Below are 17,221 nucleotides of genomic sequence, written 5' to 3' on the forward strand. Positions count from 1 at the left end.
CGAGCATCGGCGAGCCGCGCGATGGCCTCCGTCTCCACCCGTCCCGCCCCCGGCGCTCCCGGCCCGGCGCGCCTGTCGGCGAGGCTCCAGCAGATCTGGAGCGTCCTCGTCGACGGGCTCGCCGCGCTCGGCACGGTGCTGATCGGCGTCCTCATGCTGATCATCTGCGCGGACGTGGTGGCGCGCAACATCGTCGGCGCGTCGCTGCCGCTCGTCTCCGAGCTCGGCGCGCTGACGGTGGTGATGATCGTCTATCTCCAGCTCGCCACCACGATCCGTCACGACCGGCTCTCGCGGACCGAGTTCCAGCGGATCGCGCTCGCGCGCTGGCCGCGCGTGGCGGCTCTGGTGGAGGCGCTCTTCGCCCTCGTCGGCGGGATCGCGCTCGCCTACGTCGCGTGGGCGACGCTCGGCATCCTCCAGCGCGACGTCGGCGCAGGGCAGTTCATCGGGGTGACGGGCGTCGCGACGCTGCCGACCTGGCCGTTCCGCCTGTTGATCCTCGTCGGCATGGTGGTCGCCGCGCTGCAATTCGCCATCCAGGTTCTCGCGGCGCTCGCGATCGCGACCCGCGGCGGAAGCGACGCGACGATGCGAGACGAAAACCGGGGAGACGCGGCATGACCGGCGTGGAAATCGGCGCGCTGGCCGTCGTCGCGCTCTTCGTCCTCATCTATCTCGGCATGCCGATCGGCATCGGCATGCTCGTCGTCTCCTATTTCGGGGTGGCGGCGATCCGCAACGACGCGGTGGCCTTCCGCATGGCCGGGGCCGTCGCGAACGACGCGCTGCGGGAATATCTCTACGCCGTGGTGCCGCTCTTCGTGCTGATGGGGCTCCTCGTCACGGTGTCGGGCATGGGGCGAGACACCTTCGCCGTGTTCCAGCACGCGCTCAGACGCGTGCTCGCGGGGCTCGGCATCGCGACCGTCTTCGCCAACGCGGTCTTCGCGGCGATCACCGGCATCTCGATCGCCTCGGCCTCGGTCTTCAGCCGCGTCGCGGTGCCGGAGATGGCGCGCCACCGCTACACGAAGCGCTTCGCGACGGGCGTCGTGGCCGGGAGCTCGGTGCTCGGCATGCTCATCCCGCCCTCGCTCCTGATGATCGTCTACGCGGTGCTCGCGGAGGAATCGGTCGGGCGGATGTTCCTCGCCGGAATTCTGCCGGGCCTCCTCCTCGCGGGCATGTTCTGCCTCACGATCCTGCTCCTCGCCAAGTTCCGACCCGGCTTCGTCTTCGCGGCGGGCGCGGCCGCCTCGGGCCCGACCGAGCAAGAGGCGCAGGAGACGCTGCCGCTCGCCCGCGTCGTGGCGATGGCGCTGCCGATCCTCGCCCTCGTCGTGCTCGTCCTCGGCGGCCTCTACGGCGGCTTCCTCAATCCGACGGAGGCCGGCGCGGTCGGCGCGGCCGGCGCCCTCGCCTTCGCGCTGATGCGCCGCTCCCTCACCGCGGGCAGCTTCTGGAAGCTTCTCGTCGAGGCGGGGCAGATCACGGTCTCCGTCCTGTTCCTCATTATGGCGGCGACCTTCTTCAGCCGCATGCTCGCGCTCTCGGGCCTGCCGACGGCGGTGGCGGACGTGCTCCTCTCGGGCCCGATCGGCCCGATGGGCTTCCTCGTGATCTTCCTCGCGACGGTGATCCTCCTCGGCTGCATCATCGATTCGATCTCGATCATGCTGATCCTCCTGCCGATCGCGCTGCCGGTCGCCACGGCGGCGGGCTTCGACCTGATCTGGTTCGGGGTGCTCACGGTGGTCGCGGTCGAGATCGGGCTCCTGACGCCGCCCTTCGGGTTGTCGGTCTACACGATCAAGTCGGCGCTCGCCGATCCCGACCTGACGGTGGGCGACATCTTCCGCGGCGCCATTCCCTTCGTCGGCGCCATGATCGTCACGCTCGCGATCCTGATCGCCTTCCCGTCGATCTCGACGATCATCGCAAGACTATAAGGAGCTAGCCTTTTGCGTCCCCGTCTCCTCGGCCTCTCGGGCAGCCTGCGCGCCGCATCCTCCTCGAGCGCGCTCCTGCGCACGCTCGCCGCGCGTCTCTCGGATTGCGCGGACGTCGCGATCGGCGATATCGGCGCCTTGCCCCATTACGACGCGGACAAGGACGGCGGCCCCGCGACCGCGGCGCTGATCGAGGCGATCCGCACGGCGCAGGGCGTTCTGTTCGTGACGCCGGAATACAATTACTCCATCCCCGGCGTCCTGAAGAACGCGATCGACTGGGCGTCGCGCCCCGCATACCAGTCGGTGTTCAAGGCCAAGCCGTGCTTCGTGATCTCCGTGTCCGGCGGCGCGCTCGGCGGCGTGCGCGCGCAGGCCCACCTGAAATACGTCCTCAACGGCATGCTCGCCGAGGTCTTCCCCTGGCAGGAGATCGTCGTCCCGCAGGCGAACGCCAAGGTGTCGGACGGCGTCTTCACCGACGAGGCGACCCTCGCCTTCGCGCTCGCCGGCATCGACGCCTTCCTCGCCGCCTCCGCCGCTCGCGCGGGGTAGCGCGACGCGCAGCCGATCACGGGAGGGACGTCGCTCTCGGCGTCTCGCGCCCCTCACTCCCGCAGGTCGTCGCTCCCGCCCGCTCGCGTCTCGTCGTGCGGGAACTCGATGGGCAGCGCGGCCGCCGTTTCGCAGGCCTCCATCACGTGCAGGAAGGAGCGATCGGCATCGGTGAGGCCCTTTGCCCGGCGGGCCGGCCGCAGGATGAACAGGAGGAAGGAGCGCCCCGCCACCTCGTAGGTGCGGCCGAAGGGGAATTCGTGCATCTCGCCGTCTTCGTCGGCATTGGTGTCGATGAGCCGCACCCACCGGCTGCCGCCGCTCGCCTCGGGCAGAACGAACGGCACCACGTCGTCGTGGGCGTTCATGATCATCAAGAGCGTCGAATCCGACCCGATCCGGCGGATGCCGGTCTCCTGCGCGCGGCCGTCGAGGAGGATGCCCATGCAGCGGCCGTGCGGATCGTCCCAGTGCTCGCCTTCCATCTCCGATCCCGACGGCGTCAGCCAGGTCACGTCCTTGACGCCGCTCTGCGCATCCGGCTCGCCCGTGAGGAAGCGGCCTCTGCGCAGCATCGGGAGCGCACGGCGGATGGCGAGGAGCTTCTGCACGAAGGACGCCAGCGCGCGCCCCTCGGAGCCGATCCCCTCCCAATCGAGCCAGGAGATCTCGTTGTCCTGGCAATAGGCGTTGTTGTTGCCGCCCTGCGTGCGCCCGAACTCGTCGCCGCCGAGGATCATCGGCGTCCCGCGCGAGAGGATCAGGGTGGCGAGGATGTTGCGCATCTGCCGGTATCGGACGGCGAGGATGCTCGGGTCGTCCGTCGGCCCCTCCACGCCGTGATTGTGCGAAATGTTGTGGGAGTGTCCGTCGCGATTGTCCTCGCCGTTCGCCTCGTTGTGCTTCTCGTCGTAGGAGACGAGGTCGGCGAGGGTGAAGCCGTCGTGCGCCGTGACGAAGTTCACCGATGCCCAGGGCCGACGCCCGCGCTTGTCGAAGAGGTCCGCCGACGCGGTGACCCGCGAGGCGAGTTCGGGCAGCTTGCCTTCTTCGCCCATCCAGAACCCGCGCACCGTGTCGCGGTAGCGGTCGTTCCATTCCGCCCAGCCCGGCGAGAAGCGCCCGACCTGATAGCCGCCGGGACCGCAATCCCAGGGTTCGGCGATCAGCTTGACGGTGGACAGGACGGGATCCTGGCGGCAGGCATCGAGGAAACGGCCGTCCTCCTCGAAGCCGTGCGGCTCGCGTCCGAGGATCGTCGCGAGATCGAAGCGGAAGCCGTCCACGTGCATGTCCTGCGCCCAGTAGCGCAGGGAATCCATGACCATCTGCAGCACGCGGGAATTGCTGAGATTGACCGTGTTTCCCGTGCCCGTATCGTTGATGTAGTAGCGCGGATCGGGAGCGAGCCTGTAATAGGAGGCGTTGTCGATGCCCTTGAACGACAGCGTCGGTCCAAGCTCGTTCCCCTCCGCCGTGTGATTGTAGACGACGTCGAGCACGACCTCGATGCCCGCGGCATGCAGATGCGCGACCATCTCCTTGAACTCGGCGAAGGCAAAATGGGGATTGGACGCATAGACCTGCTCGGGGGCGAAGAAACCGATGCTGTTGTAGCCCCAATAGTTCCGCAGTCCCTTCTCCAGGAGGTGGCTGTCCTGGACGAAGGTGTGGACGGGCAGGAGCTCGACGGCGCTCACGCCCAGCGATCGCAGGTAGCCCGCCACCTCCTCGCTCGCGAGCCCGGCATAGGTCCCGCGCTGCTCGGGGGGAAGACCGGGGTGGCGCTTGGAGAGGCCGCGGACATGGGCCTCGTAGATCACCGTCGTCTCCCACGCCGTCCGCAACCGCCGGTCCGCGCCCCAGGAGAACGCCGTGTCGATGACGCGGCTCTTCATCATGAAGGGCGCGCTGTCCCTCTCGTCGAAGGTCAGATCGTCGGCGCTCTCCATCCGATAGCCGAACAGAGCCGGGTTCCACTCGAGCCGGCCGACGATCTGCTTCGCGTAAGGATCGAGCAGCAGCTTGTTGGGATTGAAGCGATGGCCGGCGCTCGGCTCGTAGGGGCCGTGCACGCGGTATCCGTAGGTGGTGCCCGGACGAGCATCGGGCAGATAGCCGTGCCAGACCTCGTCGGTATATTCCGGCAGCTCGATCCGCTCGATCTCGCGCCCGCCGTCCGCGTCGAAGAGGCAGAGCTCGACCTTGGTGGCGTTCGCCGAGAAGAGGGCGAAATTGACCCCCAGCCCGTCCCAGGTCGCGCCGAGCGGGTCGGGACGCCCTTCGCGCAGACGGGACGGGCGTGCGACGTGCGGAGCCGTCGGAGCGCGGCGTGCACCATGCATCGGGTCTTCGGTTTTCATAGGCTGCTCGTCGGTAAGGAGGCGGACGGGATTCGCCCGCGCCGAGCGACAACGCCGCCGGGCGATGTCGGCTCCAAACGGCGACGATTATTTGCAAGCGTGCGCCGGGGGCGGCCGCTTCCGTTCGACGGGGGCGCAAGACCGGAGAAGCACCTCCGCCTCGCTCAGCGGATGTATTCGCCGTAGAGCGACGAGGCCCAAACCGGCACCGGAGCGTCGGCTCGGAGGAAGACCCCGCCGTCGAAAGCCAGCACCTGCCGAAACGGCGCGTCGAGGCTCGAGTTGTCGATCACGAAGGCTTTGTCGGCCTGCAGTACAGCCTGGCGGATGATGGGTCCGTTTCGGTCGTAACGCTCGCGGATCTTGTGCTCGGGTACGTCGTGGCCGCCCTCCTCGACCCGTTCCTTCACGCGGGCGACGGAGAGGTCGGCGCCTTGCACGCCGATGTGATACATCACGATCACGAAGCCGTGGGATCTGGCCGCCTCCACGAATGCGAGCTTGGAGGCGTGGGAGAACACGGTTTCGACCACGAGGCTGCGACGGGAGCGCAAGTGTGCGTCACGACGCGCCTCCGCGATCTCGCTCGCCCGATAGGAAGCCGCGAGAGATGGATCCATCAGCTCGTCGCGCTGGATCACGTCGGCGTTGACGAACGGCGCTCGGACGCGGTTCTTGAGACGCAGTTCGTAGAAGGTGCTCTTGCCGGCCCCGTTCGGGCCGGCAATCAGGAAAAGGAAAGGCCTCAAAGGCGGTTCTTCGCGTGGACGATCCTACCTGTTTCGTCGAGCCCGACCCCCAGCCCGCGCGCGCGCCTGTCGGCGAAGAACGCTCTCTCTTCTTCCGTGGGGACGCCGACGGCCTTGCAGAACTCTTCCTCGTAGACGGCGCTTTCTTCCGCCGACAGATCTTCCGGCAGAAGGGCGCCCGCGAGGGCGGCGTCGATCTGTTTGTAGCTGAAGCGTCCGGAGCGCTCGACCGCTCGCCCGATCTTGGCCCAGTGCGCGATCTGGCCGGTGACCGAGCGGCTCTGCCGCTCGGCTTCGGGGCGCGCCAACTCCATGAGGTCGTCCGGGATCTTGATCGATTGAGCCATGGCTTCGTCCTCCATGAGCGCCGCCTCGTCACCGACACGGTAGCAATTTGCCACCATGCCAGTCAACCACCGGCTCACGGACGCGTTCACGCGTCGGTGGCGCGTGCGCGATACGATGCGCACGCCTCCACGCGATCAGACGTCCAGGTTCGCCACGGACAGAGCATTGTCCTGGATGAACTCGCGCCGCGGCTCGACGAGGTCGCCCATGAGCTTGACGAAGATGTCGTCGGCGTCCGCCACGTCCTTCACCTTCACCTGGAGGAGCGAGCGGACCTCGCGGTCGAGCGTCGTCTCCCAGAGCTGATCGGCGTTCATCTCGCCCAAGCCCTTGTAGCGCTGGAGCGCGATGCCCTTCTGGCCGAGCGCCATGACGGCGTCGAACAGGGCGGTCGGGCCGTGGAGCACGCGGCGCTCGCCCTTGCGCACGAAGGTGACCGCGCGCCCGTAGATCTCCTGGAGCTTGCCGGCGCGCTCGTCGAGGCGCTTGGCCTCCTGGCTGTCGAGGAGCGCGGCATCGAGCGTCTCGGCCTGGTCGACGCCGCGCACCGTGCGGCGGAAGACGAAGCCGTCGTCGACGACGGCGCCCGTCCAGCCGCGCTCGGTCTCCTCGGATACGACGTCGAGGCGACGGGCGACGTATTCGGCCGCCTTCTGCGCGGCGTCGGGATCGTCGGCGAGCTGCGGGCGCAGCACGCCCGCGATCGCCGCCTGCTCGACCACGGAGCGGCGATAGCGGCTGTGCAGGCTGTTGAGGATGTTGCGCACGATCCGCGCTTCCTCGACCAGCGCGACGAGCTGCTGGCCGGAGAAGGTGACGCCCGTCGAGAGCTCGAGCGCCGCCTCCGAGCAGCCCTGCTCCATGAGGTAATCCTCGAGCGCCCGCTCGTCCTTGGCGTAGAACGAGGACTTGCCGCGCGTGACCTTGTAGAGCGGCGGTTGGGCGATGAAGAGATGCCCGCGCTCGATCAATTCCGGCATCTGCCGGAAGAAGAAGGTCAAGAGAAGCGTGCGGATGTGGGCGCCGTCGACGTCGGCGTCCGTCATGATGATGATCTTGTGGTAGCGCAGCTTGTCGGGGTTGAATTCCTCGCGGCCGATGCCGGTGCCGAGCGCCGTGATCAGCGTGCCGATCTCCTGCGAGGACAGCATCTTGTCGAAGCGTGCGCGCTCGACGTTGAGGATCTTGCCCTTGAGCGGCAGCACCGCCTGGTATTCGCGCGCGCGACCCTGCTTGGCCGAGCCGCCTGCCGAATCGCCCTCGACGATGAAGAGCTCGCATTTCGACGGGTCGCGCTCCTGGCAATCGGCGAGCTTGCCCGGCAGCGACGCGATGTCGAGCGCGCCCTTGCGGCGGGTGAGCTCGCGCGCCTTGCGCGCCGCCTCGCGGGCGGCGGCCGCCTCGACCACCTTGCCGGCGATGATCTTGGCTTCGGCGGGGTGCGTGTCGAGCCAGTCGCGCAGAGCCTCGTTGACGACGTTCTCGACCGCCGGGCGGACCTCCGAGGAGACGAGCTTGTCCTTGGTCTGCGAGGAGAATTTCGGGTCGGGCACCTTCACCGAGACGACCGCGGTGAGCCCCTCGCGGCAATCGTCGCCGGTGAGCGAGACCTTCTCCTTCTTGGTCAGGCCCGTATTCTCGGCATAGGCCGTCATCTGGCGCGTGAGCGCCGCGCGGAAGCCGGCGAGATGGGTGCCGCCGTCGCGCTGAGGAATGTTGTTCGTGAAGCAGAGCACGTTCTCGTGGTAGCTGTCGTTCCACCAGAGCGCGACCTCGACCGCGATGCCCTCGCGCTCGGCCCGCAACATGATCGGCTTCTGCAGGAGGGGGTTCTTGGTGCGGTCGAGATAGCGCACGAAGGCCTCCGTGCCGCCCTCGTACATCATCTCCTCGCGCTTCTTCTCCGCATGGCGATTGTCCATGAGGTTGATGCGCACGCCGGAATTCAGGAAGGCGAGCTCGCGCAGCCGGTGCTCGAGCGTATCGTAATCGAACTCGACCATCGTGAAGGTCTCGGGCGAGGCCAGGAACGACACCTCGGTGCCCCGCCGCCCGCCGCTGTCGCCCACCACCGCGAGCGGAGCGACCGCCACGCCGTGGCGGAACTCCATCGCGTGCTCCTTGCCGCCGCGCCAGATGCGCAGCCGCAGCCAGGTCGAGAGCGCGTTCACGACCGAGACGCCGACCCCGTGCAGGCCGCCGGAGACCTTGTAGGAATTCTGGTCGAACTTACCGCCCGCATGCAGCTGGGTCATGATGACCTCGGCCGCCGACACGCCCTCGCCCGGATGGATGTCGGTCGGAATGCCGCGGCCGTTGTCCGACACCGTCACCGAGCCGTCCGCGTTGAGCGAGACGTTGACCTCCGTCGCATGCCCGGCGAGCGCCTCGTCGATCGCGTTGTCGACGACCTCGTAGACCATGTGGTGGAGGCCCGAGCCGTCGTCCGTGTCGCCGATATACATGCCCGGGCGCTTGCGGACGGCGTCCAGCCCCTTGAGCACCTTGATGGATTCGGCGCCGTAGGCGTCGTTGTCGATGTTCGTCGCAGGCTCGGCCATTCATTGGTTCCCCGGGGATGCGCGCGAACGGCGCCGACGCTCCCCAAAACTGAGTCGGTCCCGTGTCCCTATGTAGGCGCCCCGGCTCGGTTTTTCACCCGCCGTCGCGCACGCGCGCGCGCCATGGGGGCACCTATACACGGGTTTTCGCGGCGGCGCACGCGCGGGCGTCCCTCCCCGTAGGGGAGGGTGGCCCCCGGAGCGGCAGCGACGGGGGTCGGGTGGGGCCCGGGTGGAGATTGTCCTTCAAGCATCGGGCCCCACCCGACCTCGTTCGCCTTCGGCTCCGAGGCCACCCTCCCCTACGGGGAGGGATTGGCACTGAGCGTCGTCGACGCCACCCACCAGGCGGGATGCGCGGCGGCGAGGGCGGACGCGGCGGCCTTCGCGTCCGGCGCGCTCGCGAACAGCCCGAAGCACGTCGCGCCCGAGCCGGACATCCGGGCGAGCCGGCAGCCCGGGGCGGCGGCGAGGGCGGAGCGGACCTGCGCGATGACGGGCGCGAGCGCGATCGCGGGGGCTTCGAGGTCGTTGCCGCGGCGGGCGAGATCGGCGATCAGCGCGGCGAGGCCTTCGCTCGAGGGCGCCTCTCCCCTCCCCTCTTTGCGCGTCTCGCCCGGCGCGAGGCCGAGCGCGGAGAACACCGCGCGGGTCTCGACGGGGATGCCGGGATTGACGAGCACCGCCGGGATCGGCGGCAGCGCGATCGCCGCCGACAGGACCTCGCCGATGCCCGACATCACGCACACGCGGCCCGCGAGGCAGACCGGCACGTCGGCGCCGGTGGCCCGCGCGGCCTCGACGAGGCGGGGATCGTCGAGCGCGAGACCGTTCGCGCGCGCCAGAAGGCGCAGAGCGGCGGCGGCATCCGCCGAGCCGCCGCCGATGCCGGAGGCGACGGGCAGGTGCTTCTCGAGGGCGAACCGGCCGAGGACGAGCCCCGGCACCCGCTCGGCGAGCGCGCGCGCGGCGCGGATCACGAGATTGCCGTCGGCCGCCTCCCCCGCGAGCGCACCCGCGCGCGGGCCCGAAATCGAGAGCCCGAGGTCGCGCCCGGGCTCGAGCGTCAGACGATCGCCCACATCGGCGAAGGCGACGAGGCTCTCGAGCCGGTGGTAACCGTCCGCCCGCCGGCCGAGGACGGCGAGGTCGAGATTGACCTTCGCCGCGGCGAAGGCGGCGAGCACGTCCGGCACGGGCGCGTCGCTCCGCTCAGCCGCCGTCGCGCACGGTCGGTGCCGGCGGCGTCGCCTCGGCGGCGGAGGGCGGCGCCGGCTCGTCGGGCAGACCCTCGGCGAGCTTGCGCTCGATCTTCTCGCGCTCGTCCGGCTCGGGATCGCTGTCGAGCGCGTGCTGCCATTGGAAGCGCGCCTCGAGGCGGCGGCCGACGCGCCAATAGGCATCGCCGAGATGATCGTTGATGACCGGATCGGCGGGCTTGAGCTCCACCGCCCGCTCAAGTTCGCGCACCGCGTCCTCGTAGCGGCCGAGGCGGAAATAAGCCCAGCCGAGCGAATCGATGATCATGCCGTCGTTCGGCGAGAGCGCGACCGCCTCCTGCAGCATCTCGAAGGCACGCTCGATGTGCATCCCCATGTCGACCCAGCTGTAGCCGAGGTAGTTCAGCACCTGCGCGCGGCCGATCGGCGAGGTCTCCGGCACGAGCTCGAGCGCGACCTTCAGATCCGCTTCCGCGAGCGGCCATTGCTTGGCGCGCTCGTAGGAGGCGCCGCGGAAGAAGAACAGCGTCCAATGGCTCGCGTCGGGCTCCTCGATCGCGTCGATCGCGCGCGTGTAGGCCGCCGCCGCGTCCTCCCAGCGCTCGTTCGTGCGCAGGACGTTGGCATAGGCGACGACGACCTCGATGTCGTCGGGACGCTCGTCCTTCAGGACGCGCAGGTGCTCCAGCGCCTCCTCGGGACGGTCGAGCCGATTGAGCGCGAGCCCGATCTGGAGGGCGGCCGTCGCGCGAAGCGGCGAGGCGGGGTCGATCGCCTCGTAGAGCGAGATCGCCTCCTCGAAGCGGTCCATGCGCTCGAGGATGTCGCCGAGCGTGATCAGCGCCATCGGATGGTCCGGCGCGAGATGGAGCGCGAGGCGCAGATAGATGATCGCCGGCAGCTCGTCGCCCTGCATGTTGCCGGCCGAGCCCAGTGCGTACAGGACCTCGGCCGCGCCCGCGCGCGCATCGGAGATCGGCCGCTCGGGCCGCTCGCCCGCGCGCAGACGCTCGATCCGGTCGAGCGCGAGCGGATGGCGCGGCATGATCTCGAGGAAGCGCTCGTAGGCGGCGATCGCGTCGTCCGGGCGGCCGCGGCGCGCGACGAGGCGGGCATAGGCGTCGACGAGGGAGAGCGCGCCGGGCTGCTGCTCGAGCGCGCTCGCGAGCCGCCGCTCGGCCTCCGCGGGCTGGCCGAGGAAGGCCGCGACGAGACCGCCGTGATAGAGGCGGAACACGTCGAAGGCGCCCTCCCCCTCGAGCCGGTCGACCATGCCGAGCGCCGTGCGGTCCTCGCGGGCGCCGGCATGGGCCCAGGCCGCGAGCAGCGTCGCGGTGAGGTCCGCCGCGCGGCCGGGGCCGCCGGGCTCCAGCTGGCCGCGCGCCTGCGACCAGCGTCCGCGCCGCAGCTCGTCGACGCCGATGGCGAGGCGGGCGAGGCCGTTGTCGGGGTCGGTGCGCACCATCTGGCGGGCGAGCCGCACCGCGTCGTCGATCGAGCCCGAGGCGAGGAAGGCGACGAAGCCGCGCTCCATCAGCTCGGGATTGGTCGGATCGGCCGCGAGCGCCTGGCGCATGAAGACCGAAGCGGCGGCGGTGTCGCGCGCGAGGCTCGCGATGTAGCCCGCGAGGAAGTTCCCCTCGAGGCTGCGCGCCGGCGCGATCGCCGAGAGGGGCTCGCGTTGCTCGCGGGCGAAGGCGGAGGCGTCGCCCAGAGCCGGCACCGCGAGCGCCACGACAAGGGCGAGCGCCGCGACCCGCGTCGAGAGGAGACGGCGCGAGGCCGCGAGCGTGTTCGTGATCACGAGCATGGACAAGGTGCCGGGCTCCGCTGTCGCGCGCCGCCGCCGGCGCGACCGGGTTCTAACGCGTGCGACCATGCCCCGAGACAACGGCGCAAGCAAGGCACCGCGGCGTCGCGGGAGGGGCGCCTCCCCTCAGAACCGCTCCGTCTCCCGCCCGAGCGTCGCCGAGACGAGCTCGCGCAGGTCGGCGAGGCTCGCGCGCGGGCGGGCCATGTAGCGCTCGCCCGCGCCGGCGACGATCGCGCCGTCGAGGAGGGGCCATTCGACGCCCCACATGCCGCCGAGCGTGCCGTCGGGAAAGCCGTAGCGGGCGTCGCCGATGCGCAGATAATCGCGGCCGTCTCGCGTCACGAGGTGGGGATGGAGGAGCCCCGCGGCGAAATGCCGGTAGCGCCGGCCCTGATCGGTCGCGAGCGCGGTCTGCGCGAGATCCCGCGCGCGGGGATCGATCGGCACGACGTGCCAGCGGATCGGGCGCGCGTCCCGCGCCAGCGTCGAGACGAAGCCGACATGGAGCGCGTCGTCCGTCTCGAAGGAGACCCGCCGCAGCCAGGGCGAGAGGATCGTCGTCGTCGTCTCGACGCGCGCGGGCGCGGCGGCGACGAGACCCGGATCGGCGCGGGCGATCCGCTCGGCGGCGTCGTTCTGCGCGAGCGCGAGGGCGACGTAGCCGATCGCGAGCGCGAGCACCGACGCGGTGGCGATCCGCGCGGCCCGCGCCCGCCAGCCGATCGCCGCGGCGACAGCGAGGGCGCCGAGGAGGGCGAGCGTGAACAGGGGGTCGATGATCGGCATCGCGGGGATCGACACCCGCATGTCGCTGAAGGGCAGGAAGAGAGGCGTCCCGTAGACCGTCACGGCGTCGTTGAGGACATGCGAGAGGATCGCCGCCACGCACACGAGCACCCAGGCGGGAAAGATCCCCGCGACCGGCTTGCCGCGGCGCATCCGCGCCCAGGCATGCACGCTCGCCCCCGCGAGACCGAGCGGGATGCCCGCGAGCGGCGCGAAGAGGAGCGCATGCGTGACGCCGCGATGCAGCTCCCAATAGGAGAGCGAATCCTCGCCCGCGCCCGCCCAGAGCACGTCGATGTCGGGGAAGGCGCCGGCCATCGCGCCCGCGAGCGCGGCGACGCCGCCGAGGCGGCGCCCGGCGAGCGCATGGCCGACCACGGCGCCGAGCGCCGCGTGGGTGACGGGATCCATTCGCGCGCGGCTCAGTCGGCGGGCGTCAGGCGCAGGATCGCACCGTCGGGCGCGTCCTCCAGGAGGAGGACCGCCCCGTCGGGCGCCTGCGCGACGTCGCGGATGCGCCGATCCATCGCGATCCGCTCCTCCGACACGACCCGCTCGCCCTCGATCGAGAGGCGCGCGAGCACCATGCCGGCGAGGCCGCCGACGAGGAGGTCCCCCTGCCATTCGGGGAAGAGGTCGCCCGTGTAGAAGGCGATGCCGGCGGGCGCCATGGACTGGTCCCAGACGAAGACGGGCGCCTCGAATTCCGGGCGCGTCGCGTGATCGGGAATCGGGATGCCGCTGTACTCGCGCCCGTCGGACACTTCCGGCCAGCCGTAATTGGCGCCGGCGCGGATGACGTTGACCTCGTCGCCGAAGCGCGGGCCCATGTCGACGCTCCAGAGCGCGCCGGTTTCGGGGTGGATCGCCGCTCCTTGCGTATTGCGCAATCCGTAGGCGTAGATGCCCGGCACGGCGCCGGGCCCGAAGTCGGGATTGTCCGGGTGGGGCGTGCCGTCGAGGAGGAGGCGCGCCGCGATGCCCATATGCGAGCCGCGATTTTGCGATTCGTCCGGGCTGCCGCGATCGCCCGTCGTCACGAACAGGCTCTCCCCGTCCGGGGCGATCACGACGCGCGAGCCGAAATGGCGCCCGCCCGAGACCCCCGGCTCGGCGCGGAAGATCACCGCGACGTCTTCGAGCGCGCGCGCGTCCGAGGACAGCCGCGCGCGCAGGAGCGCGGTGTTCGCCCCCCCGCCCCGCGGCTCGGCGAAGGTGAGGAAGAGGACGCGGCTCGCCTCGAAATCGGGCGCGAGCGCGATGTCGAGGAGCCCGCCCTGGCCGCTCGCTGCGATGGCGGGAAGGCCGGCGATCGGGTCCGAGACGCTGCCCTCGGCCGAGACGTGGCGCAGGCGACCCGGCCGCTCGGTCACGAGAAAGGCGCCGTCCGGCATGACCGCGATCGACCAGGGATGTTCGAGCCCGGCAGCGAGCGTCTCGACGCGGACGGGGCCGCGGCTCGTGTCGATCCGCTCGTCGGCCTGCGCCGGCGCGGTGGCGAAGGGCAGGCAGGCGGAAAGCCCGACGAGGAGGGTGCCCGCGAACAGGCTCGAGGTGAGGCGAGATGTCATGGCGATACGGCTCCGGCTCGTCGCGCGCCGCTCGTCCGCGCGCGCATCACTCCGGATCTAGGCGCTCGTCGTGGCGAGCCGGAGGCGGCGGAGCGATCACGATCCCGCGAGCGGCCCGTCAACTACCCTCGCCCGCCACCGCGGCGAGGTCGACGAGCAGGTTCGCCGCCCCGGCGATCACGGCGACGACGACGACCGTCGCGAAGACGAGCAGGACGACGAGAGCGACCGCGGCGCGCGAATCCGCTTTGACCTTGAGGGAAATGCCCGCATCGGCGGCTCGAAAGCCGAGCCAGACCGGGTCGATCCGGTCGACCCGGCGCGCATCCGGCTGCAGGCCGGCGGGATCTCCGCTCTCTGCCCGGACAGGAACGTCGCGGCTCCCGCTCATCCCGGTCTCGATCTCGTGCTCCGTCTGCATCGCGACGCGCTCCGCCACGTCTCGGCAATTCGTCGGCGGCCCGCTCGGGACGCCGATGCGTTGCGACAGTGTCGCGGAGGCCCGGATAGTTCAAGCGCAGGCACGGCTGCCGCCCGCGGCGGGCGGCGCGTCGCGACGGAAACGTTAAGCAGAAACCCGTAAGCCCGATGCGACCGGGGCGGAATACACGATCGATACAGTGAAATCGCGCAAGAAAACTATACTTGTGACACTCCGAATACGCTGCGGCAACCAACAGCATGTTCAGCAACACGCATTAGTGGATCACCGCCATGACTTTCCGTCATCGTCGGCGCCGTCGTGAAGCGTTCGGCAGGCTCGGCGCCGATCCGTAGAAATCCCGATCGGGATCATACGGAGGACGAGCGCGCCCGCGATAGCCGCGAGCGCGCCGGAAATGCTACCTATAATCCTTACGCGAAATGCGCCGAGAGCACCGCTGACGGCGAATCACCCCGCAGACTATCCCGGATGAAGGGCGCGCGCGCTCAACAAGGTTGGTTTCGCGCGCCCGGCTCGTCACTGCGCCTCGACGCCGGCCGTCTCGATGATCGTGCGCCAGGTCTCCATCTCCGCTTCGTGATAGGGCCGGAAGTCCTCCGGCGCGCGGACGTTCAAGGTGAAGCCGAGCGCCTCGATGGCGCCGCGGACGGAGGGCTCGGCGAGGCTCGCGAGGATGCCGTTCGAGAGCGTCTCGCGGGCCTCGTCGGGGATGCCGGCGGGGGCGAAGAGCGCCGCCCAGGATTCCGCGTCGGCGTCGTCCACGCCCTGCTCCGCGAGGGTCGGCACGTCGGGGAGGTTCGGGTTGCGCTCCGGGCTCGCGATCGCGATCGCGCGGATGGCGCCGCCCTGGATCTGACCGAGCACCGAGGGCAGCGTCGAGTTCGAGACGTCGATGCGCTCGGCGACGAGCTCCTGCACGAGCGGCGCTGCGCCCTGGAAGGGCACGTGCGTCATCGCCGTGTCGGTGCGCGCCATGAACAATTCGAAGGACAGGTGCGAGCCCGAGCCGATGCCGGTCGAGCCGTAGTTCAGGCCCTCCGGATCGGCCTGGGCGAGCGCGATCAGGTCCTGGATTCCCTCCGACTCGAGGCCGTTGCGGACGACGTAGACGTGCTCGAAGGCGCCCACGCCGGCGAGGGGCACGAAGTCGTCGAGCGCGTCGTAGCCCGGCTCGCGCAGGAGGAACATGTTGTTCCCGTGCGTCTGGTTGTTGCCGAACACGATCGTGTAGCCGTCGGCCTCGCCGGTGGCGACGGCGCGGGTGCCGATGGAGCCGGACGCGCCGGGCTCGTTGCGCACCACCACGTTCTGGCCGATCTTCGTGCCGAGATCCTCCGCGATGATCCGCGCGATCGCATCGGTCGGCCCGCCGGCCGGATAGGGCACGACGACGGTGACGGGGCGGGTCGGGAAGCTCTGCGCGAGCGCGGCGCCGGCGGGGAGCGCGAGCGCGGCGGTCGCGAGGGCGAGATGCGCGAGCGCGCGGCGGGTGATCATGGTGCGTTTCCTCCAGATTCGCGGGCACCCGGACGGGCGCCTTTCGTCTTGCTTGGCAGGCGGGCCACGACTAGGGTCCCGCCCGCTTGGTTACAGCTTTCTAGGGTCTCGGTGAGGAGTTTCCCATGGGCTTTTTGGCCGACGCGCTTTCGCGCATCAAGCCGTCCGCGACGATCGTCATCACGCAGAAGGCGCGGGATCTGCGCGCGGCCGGGCGCGACGTGATCAGCCTCTCGGTCGGAGAGCCCGATTTCGACACGCCCGAGAACGTGAAGGAGGCGGCGATCGCCGCGATCCGCCGCGGCGAGACCAAGTATCCGCCCGTCTCGGGCATTCCGCAGCTGCGCGAGGCGATCGCGAAGAAATTCGCCCGCGAGAACGGGCTGACCTACAAGCCCTCGCAGACGATCGTCTCGACCGGCGGCAAGCAGGTCATCTACAACGCGCTGCTGGCGACGCTGAACCCCGGCGACGAGGTGATCGTGCCCCGCCCCTATTGGGTCTCCTATCCGGAGATGGTGGCGCTCTGCGGCGGCACGCCGGTCTTCGTCGACACGACGATCGAGAACGCCTTCAAGCTCCAGGCGGCCGATCTCGAGGCGGCGATCACGCCGAAGACCAAGTGGATCATCCTCAACTCGCCCTCGAACCCCTCCGGCGCCGCCTATGCGCGCGCGGAGATGAAGGCGATCACCGACGTGCTGATGCGCCACCCGCACGTCTGGGTGCTCACCGACGACATGTACGAGCACCTCGTCTACGGCGATTTCGACTTCGTCACGCCGGCCCAGGTGGAGCCGGGGCTGTACGAGCGCACGCTCACCATGAACGGCGTCTCGAAGGCCTACGCGATGACCGGCTGGCGCATCGGCTACGCGGCCGGGCCCGAGCACCTGATCAAGGCGATGGACTTCGTCCAGGGCCAGCAGACCTCGGGCGCCTCGACGATCTCGCAATGGGCCGCCGTCGAGGCGCTCGACGGGCCGCAGGATCACCTCGCGACCTTCCGCGCGGCCTTCGCCAAGCGCCGCGACCTCGTCGTCTCGATGCTCAACCAGACGAGCCTGCTCGAATGCCCGGTGCCGGAGGGCGCGTTCTACGTCTACCCGTCCTGCGCGAAGGCGATCGGCCGCAAGACGCCGTCCGGCCGCGTGATCGAGACGGACGAGGATTTCGTGTCCGAATTGCTCGAAGCGGAAGGCGTCGCCGCCGTCCACGGCTCCGCCTTCGGCCTCGGCCCGAACCTGCGCATCTCCTACGCGACCTCCGACGAAAAGCTCGAGGACGCCTGCAGCCGCATCCAGCGCTTCTGCAATTCCTTGGATTGAGCGCGGCGTCATCCCTCCCCGGAGGGGAGGGTG

General features: G+C 70.0%; 14 protein-coding genes. 4 read left to right on the forward strand and 10 right to left on the reverse strand.

Features of this window, described 5'->3' with window-relative positions:
* Window positions 1–21 precede the first annotated feature (21 nt).
* The 3 genes from ACK4UM_RS10720 to ACK4UM_RS10730 are packed head-to-tail and all read left to right on the forward strand — an operon-like array spanning window position 22 to window position 2,507.
* The gene (locus ACK4UM_RS10720) at window positions 22–624 is read left to right on the forward strand and encodes a TRAP transporter small permease subunit (RefSeq protein ID WP_409798607.1); all 603 of its coding nucleotides are present in this window, start codon (window positions 22–24) and stop codon (window positions 622–624) included.
* Entirely contained in the window at window positions 621–1,952 is a 1,332-nt protein-coding gene (locus ACK4UM_RS10725; RefSeq protein ID WP_409798609.1) for a TRAP transporter large permease, read from the forward strand. The genes ACK4UM_RS10720 and ACK4UM_RS10725 overlap by 4 nt, the downstream gene beginning before the upstream one ends.
* A gap of 12 nt (window positions 1,953–1,964) precedes the next feature.
* Complete coding sequence (locus ACK4UM_RS10730; protein WP_409798611.1) at window positions 1,965–2,507, forward strand: NADPH-dependent FMN reductase; 543 nt, start codon at window positions 1,965–1,967, stop codon at window positions 2,505–2,507.
* Between the two features lie 53 nt (window positions 2,508–2,560).
* Here ACK4UM_RS10730 and glgX read toward each other — a convergent pair whose 3' ends face one another.
* From glgX to ACK4UM_RS10780, 10 genes are all read right to left on the reverse strand, one after another.
* Window positions 2,561–4,852 carry a glycogen debranching protein GlgX gene (gene glgX / locus ACK4UM_RS10735; protein ID WP_409798613.1) on the reverse strand — a complete coding sequence of 764 codons (2,292 nt, stop codon included), beginning with the start codon at window positions 4,850–4,852 and terminating at the stop codon, window positions 2,561–2,563.
* Window positions 4,853–5,034: 182 nt separating this feature from the next.
* A complete protein-coding gene (locus tag ACK4UM_RS10740) occupies window positions 5,035–5,619 on the reverse strand; it encodes an AAA family ATPase (protein ID WP_409798615.1) in 585 nt (194 codons plus the stop codon).
* On the reverse strand, window positions 5,616–5,981 hold the full coding sequence (locus ACK4UM_RS10745) for a ParD-like family protein (RefSeq protein ID WP_409798617.1): 366 nt from the start codon (window positions 5,979–5,981) through the stop codon (window positions 5,616–5,618). The genes ACK4UM_RS10740 and ACK4UM_RS10745 overlap by 4 nt, the downstream gene beginning before the upstream one ends.
* A gap of 120 nt (window positions 5,982–6,101) precedes the next feature.
* Window positions 6,102–8,528, reverse strand: coding sequence for a DNA topoisomerase (ATP-hydrolyzing) subunit B (gene gyrB / locus ACK4UM_RS10750; protein ID WP_409798619.1), 2,427 nt, complete (start codon window positions 8,526–8,528; stop codon window positions 6,102–6,104).
* A 302-nt stretch (window positions 8,529–8,830) separates the two neighbouring features.
* Window positions 8,831–9,715 carry a 4-(cytidine 5'-diphospho)-2-C-methyl-D-erythritol kinase gene (locus ACK4UM_RS10755; protein ID WP_409798700.1) on the reverse strand — a complete coding sequence of 295 codons (885 nt, stop codon included), beginning with the start codon at window positions 9,713–9,715 and terminating at the stop codon, window positions 8,831–8,833.
* A 25-nt stretch (window positions 9,716–9,740) separates the two neighbouring features.
* Entirely contained in the window at window positions 9,741–11,558 is a 1,818-nt protein-coding gene (locus ACK4UM_RS10760; RefSeq protein ID WP_409798701.1) for a tetratricopeptide repeat protein, read from the reverse strand.
* 126 nt (window positions 11,559–11,684) lie between these two features.
* Window positions 11,685–12,758, reverse strand: a complete 1,074-nt coding sequence (locus ACK4UM_RS10765; RefSeq protein ID WP_409798621.1) for a metal-dependent hydrolase — start codon at window positions 12,756–12,758, stop codon at window positions 11,685–11,687.
* Between the two features lie 11 nt (window positions 12,759–12,769).
* A complete protein-coding gene (locus ACK4UM_RS10770) occupies window positions 12,770–13,918 on the reverse strand; it encodes a PQQ-dependent sugar dehydrogenase (RefSeq protein WP_409798623.1) in 1,149 nt (382 codons plus the stop codon).
* 118 nt (window positions 13,919–14,036) lie between these two features.
* On the reverse strand, window positions 14,037–14,339 hold the full coding sequence (locus tag ACK4UM_RS10775) for a hypothetical protein (protein ID WP_409798624.1): 303 nt from the start codon (window positions 14,337–14,339) through the stop codon (window positions 14,037–14,039).
* 540 nt (window positions 14,340–14,879) lie between these two features.
* A complete protein-coding gene (locus ACK4UM_RS10780; protein ID WP_409798626.1) occupies window positions 14,880–15,860 on the reverse strand; it encodes a Bug family tripartite tricarboxylate transporter substrate binding protein in 981 nt (326 codons plus the stop codon).
* Window positions 15,861–15,985: 125 nt separating this feature from the next.
* Between ACK4UM_RS10780 and ACK4UM_RS10785 the strand changes: the two genes are divergently transcribed.
* A complete protein-coding gene (locus tag ACK4UM_RS10785; RefSeq protein WP_409798628.1) occupies window positions 15,986–17,188 on the forward strand; it encodes a pyridoxal phosphate-dependent aminotransferase in 1,203 nt (400 codons plus the stop codon).
* Window positions 17,189–17,221: the final 33 nt, after the last annotated feature.

Origin of the sequence: Salinarimonas sp. (genome assembly GCF_046292825.1) — a bacterium.
Classification (GTDB): domain Bacteria; phylum Pseudomonadota; class Alphaproteobacteria; order Rhizobiales; family Beijerinckiaceae; genus Salinarimonas.

What these genes read in the sequence shown, in the direction of transcription:
- ACK4UM_RS10720 (WP_409798607.1), top strand. Translation starts at nt 22, where the DNA reads ATGGCCTCCGTCTCCACCCGTCCCGCCCCCGGCGCTCCCGGCCCGGCG.
- ACK4UM_RS10725 (WP_409798609.1), top strand. Translation starts at nt 621, where the DNA reads ATGACCGGCGTGGAAATCGGCGCGCTGGCCGTCGTCGCGCTCTTCGTC.
- glgX (WP_409798613.1), bottom strand. Translation starts at nt 4,852, where the DNA reads ATGCATGGTGCACGCCGCGCTCCGACGGCTCCGCACGTCGCACGCCCG.
- ACK4UM_RS10745 (WP_409798617.1), bottom strand. Translation starts at nt 5,981, where the DNA reads ATGGAGGACGAAGCCATGGCTCAATCGATCAAGATCCCGGACGACCTC.
- gyrB (WP_409798619.1), bottom strand. Translation starts at nt 8,528, where the DNA reads ATGGCCGAGCCTGCGACGAACATCGACAACGACGCCTACGGCGCCGAA.
- ACK4UM_RS10760 (WP_409798701.1), bottom strand. Translation starts at nt 11,558, where the DNA reads ATGCTCGTGATCACGAACACGCTCGCGGCCTCGCGCCGTCTCCTCTCG.
- ACK4UM_RS10765 (WP_409798621.1), bottom strand. Translation starts at nt 12,758, where the DNA reads ATGGATCCCGTCACCCACGCGGCGCTCGGCGCCGTGGTCGGCCATGCG.
- ACK4UM_RS10770 (WP_409798623.1), bottom strand. Translation starts at nt 13,918, where the DNA reads ATGACATCTCGCCTCACCTCGAGCCTGTTCGCGGGCACCCTCCTCGTC.
- ACK4UM_RS10775 (WP_409798624.1), bottom strand. Translation starts at nt 14,339, where the DNA reads ATGCAGACGGAGCACGAGATCGAGACCGGGATGAGCGGGAGCCGCGAC.
- ACK4UM_RS10780 (WP_409798626.1), bottom strand. Translation starts at nt 15,860, where the DNA reads ATGATCACCCGCCGCGCGCTCGCGCATCTCGCCCTCGCGACCGCCGCG.
- ACK4UM_RS10785 (WP_409798628.1), top strand. Translation starts at nt 15,986, where the DNA reads ATGGGCTTTTTGGCCGACGCGCTTTCGCGCATCAAGCCGTCCGCGACG.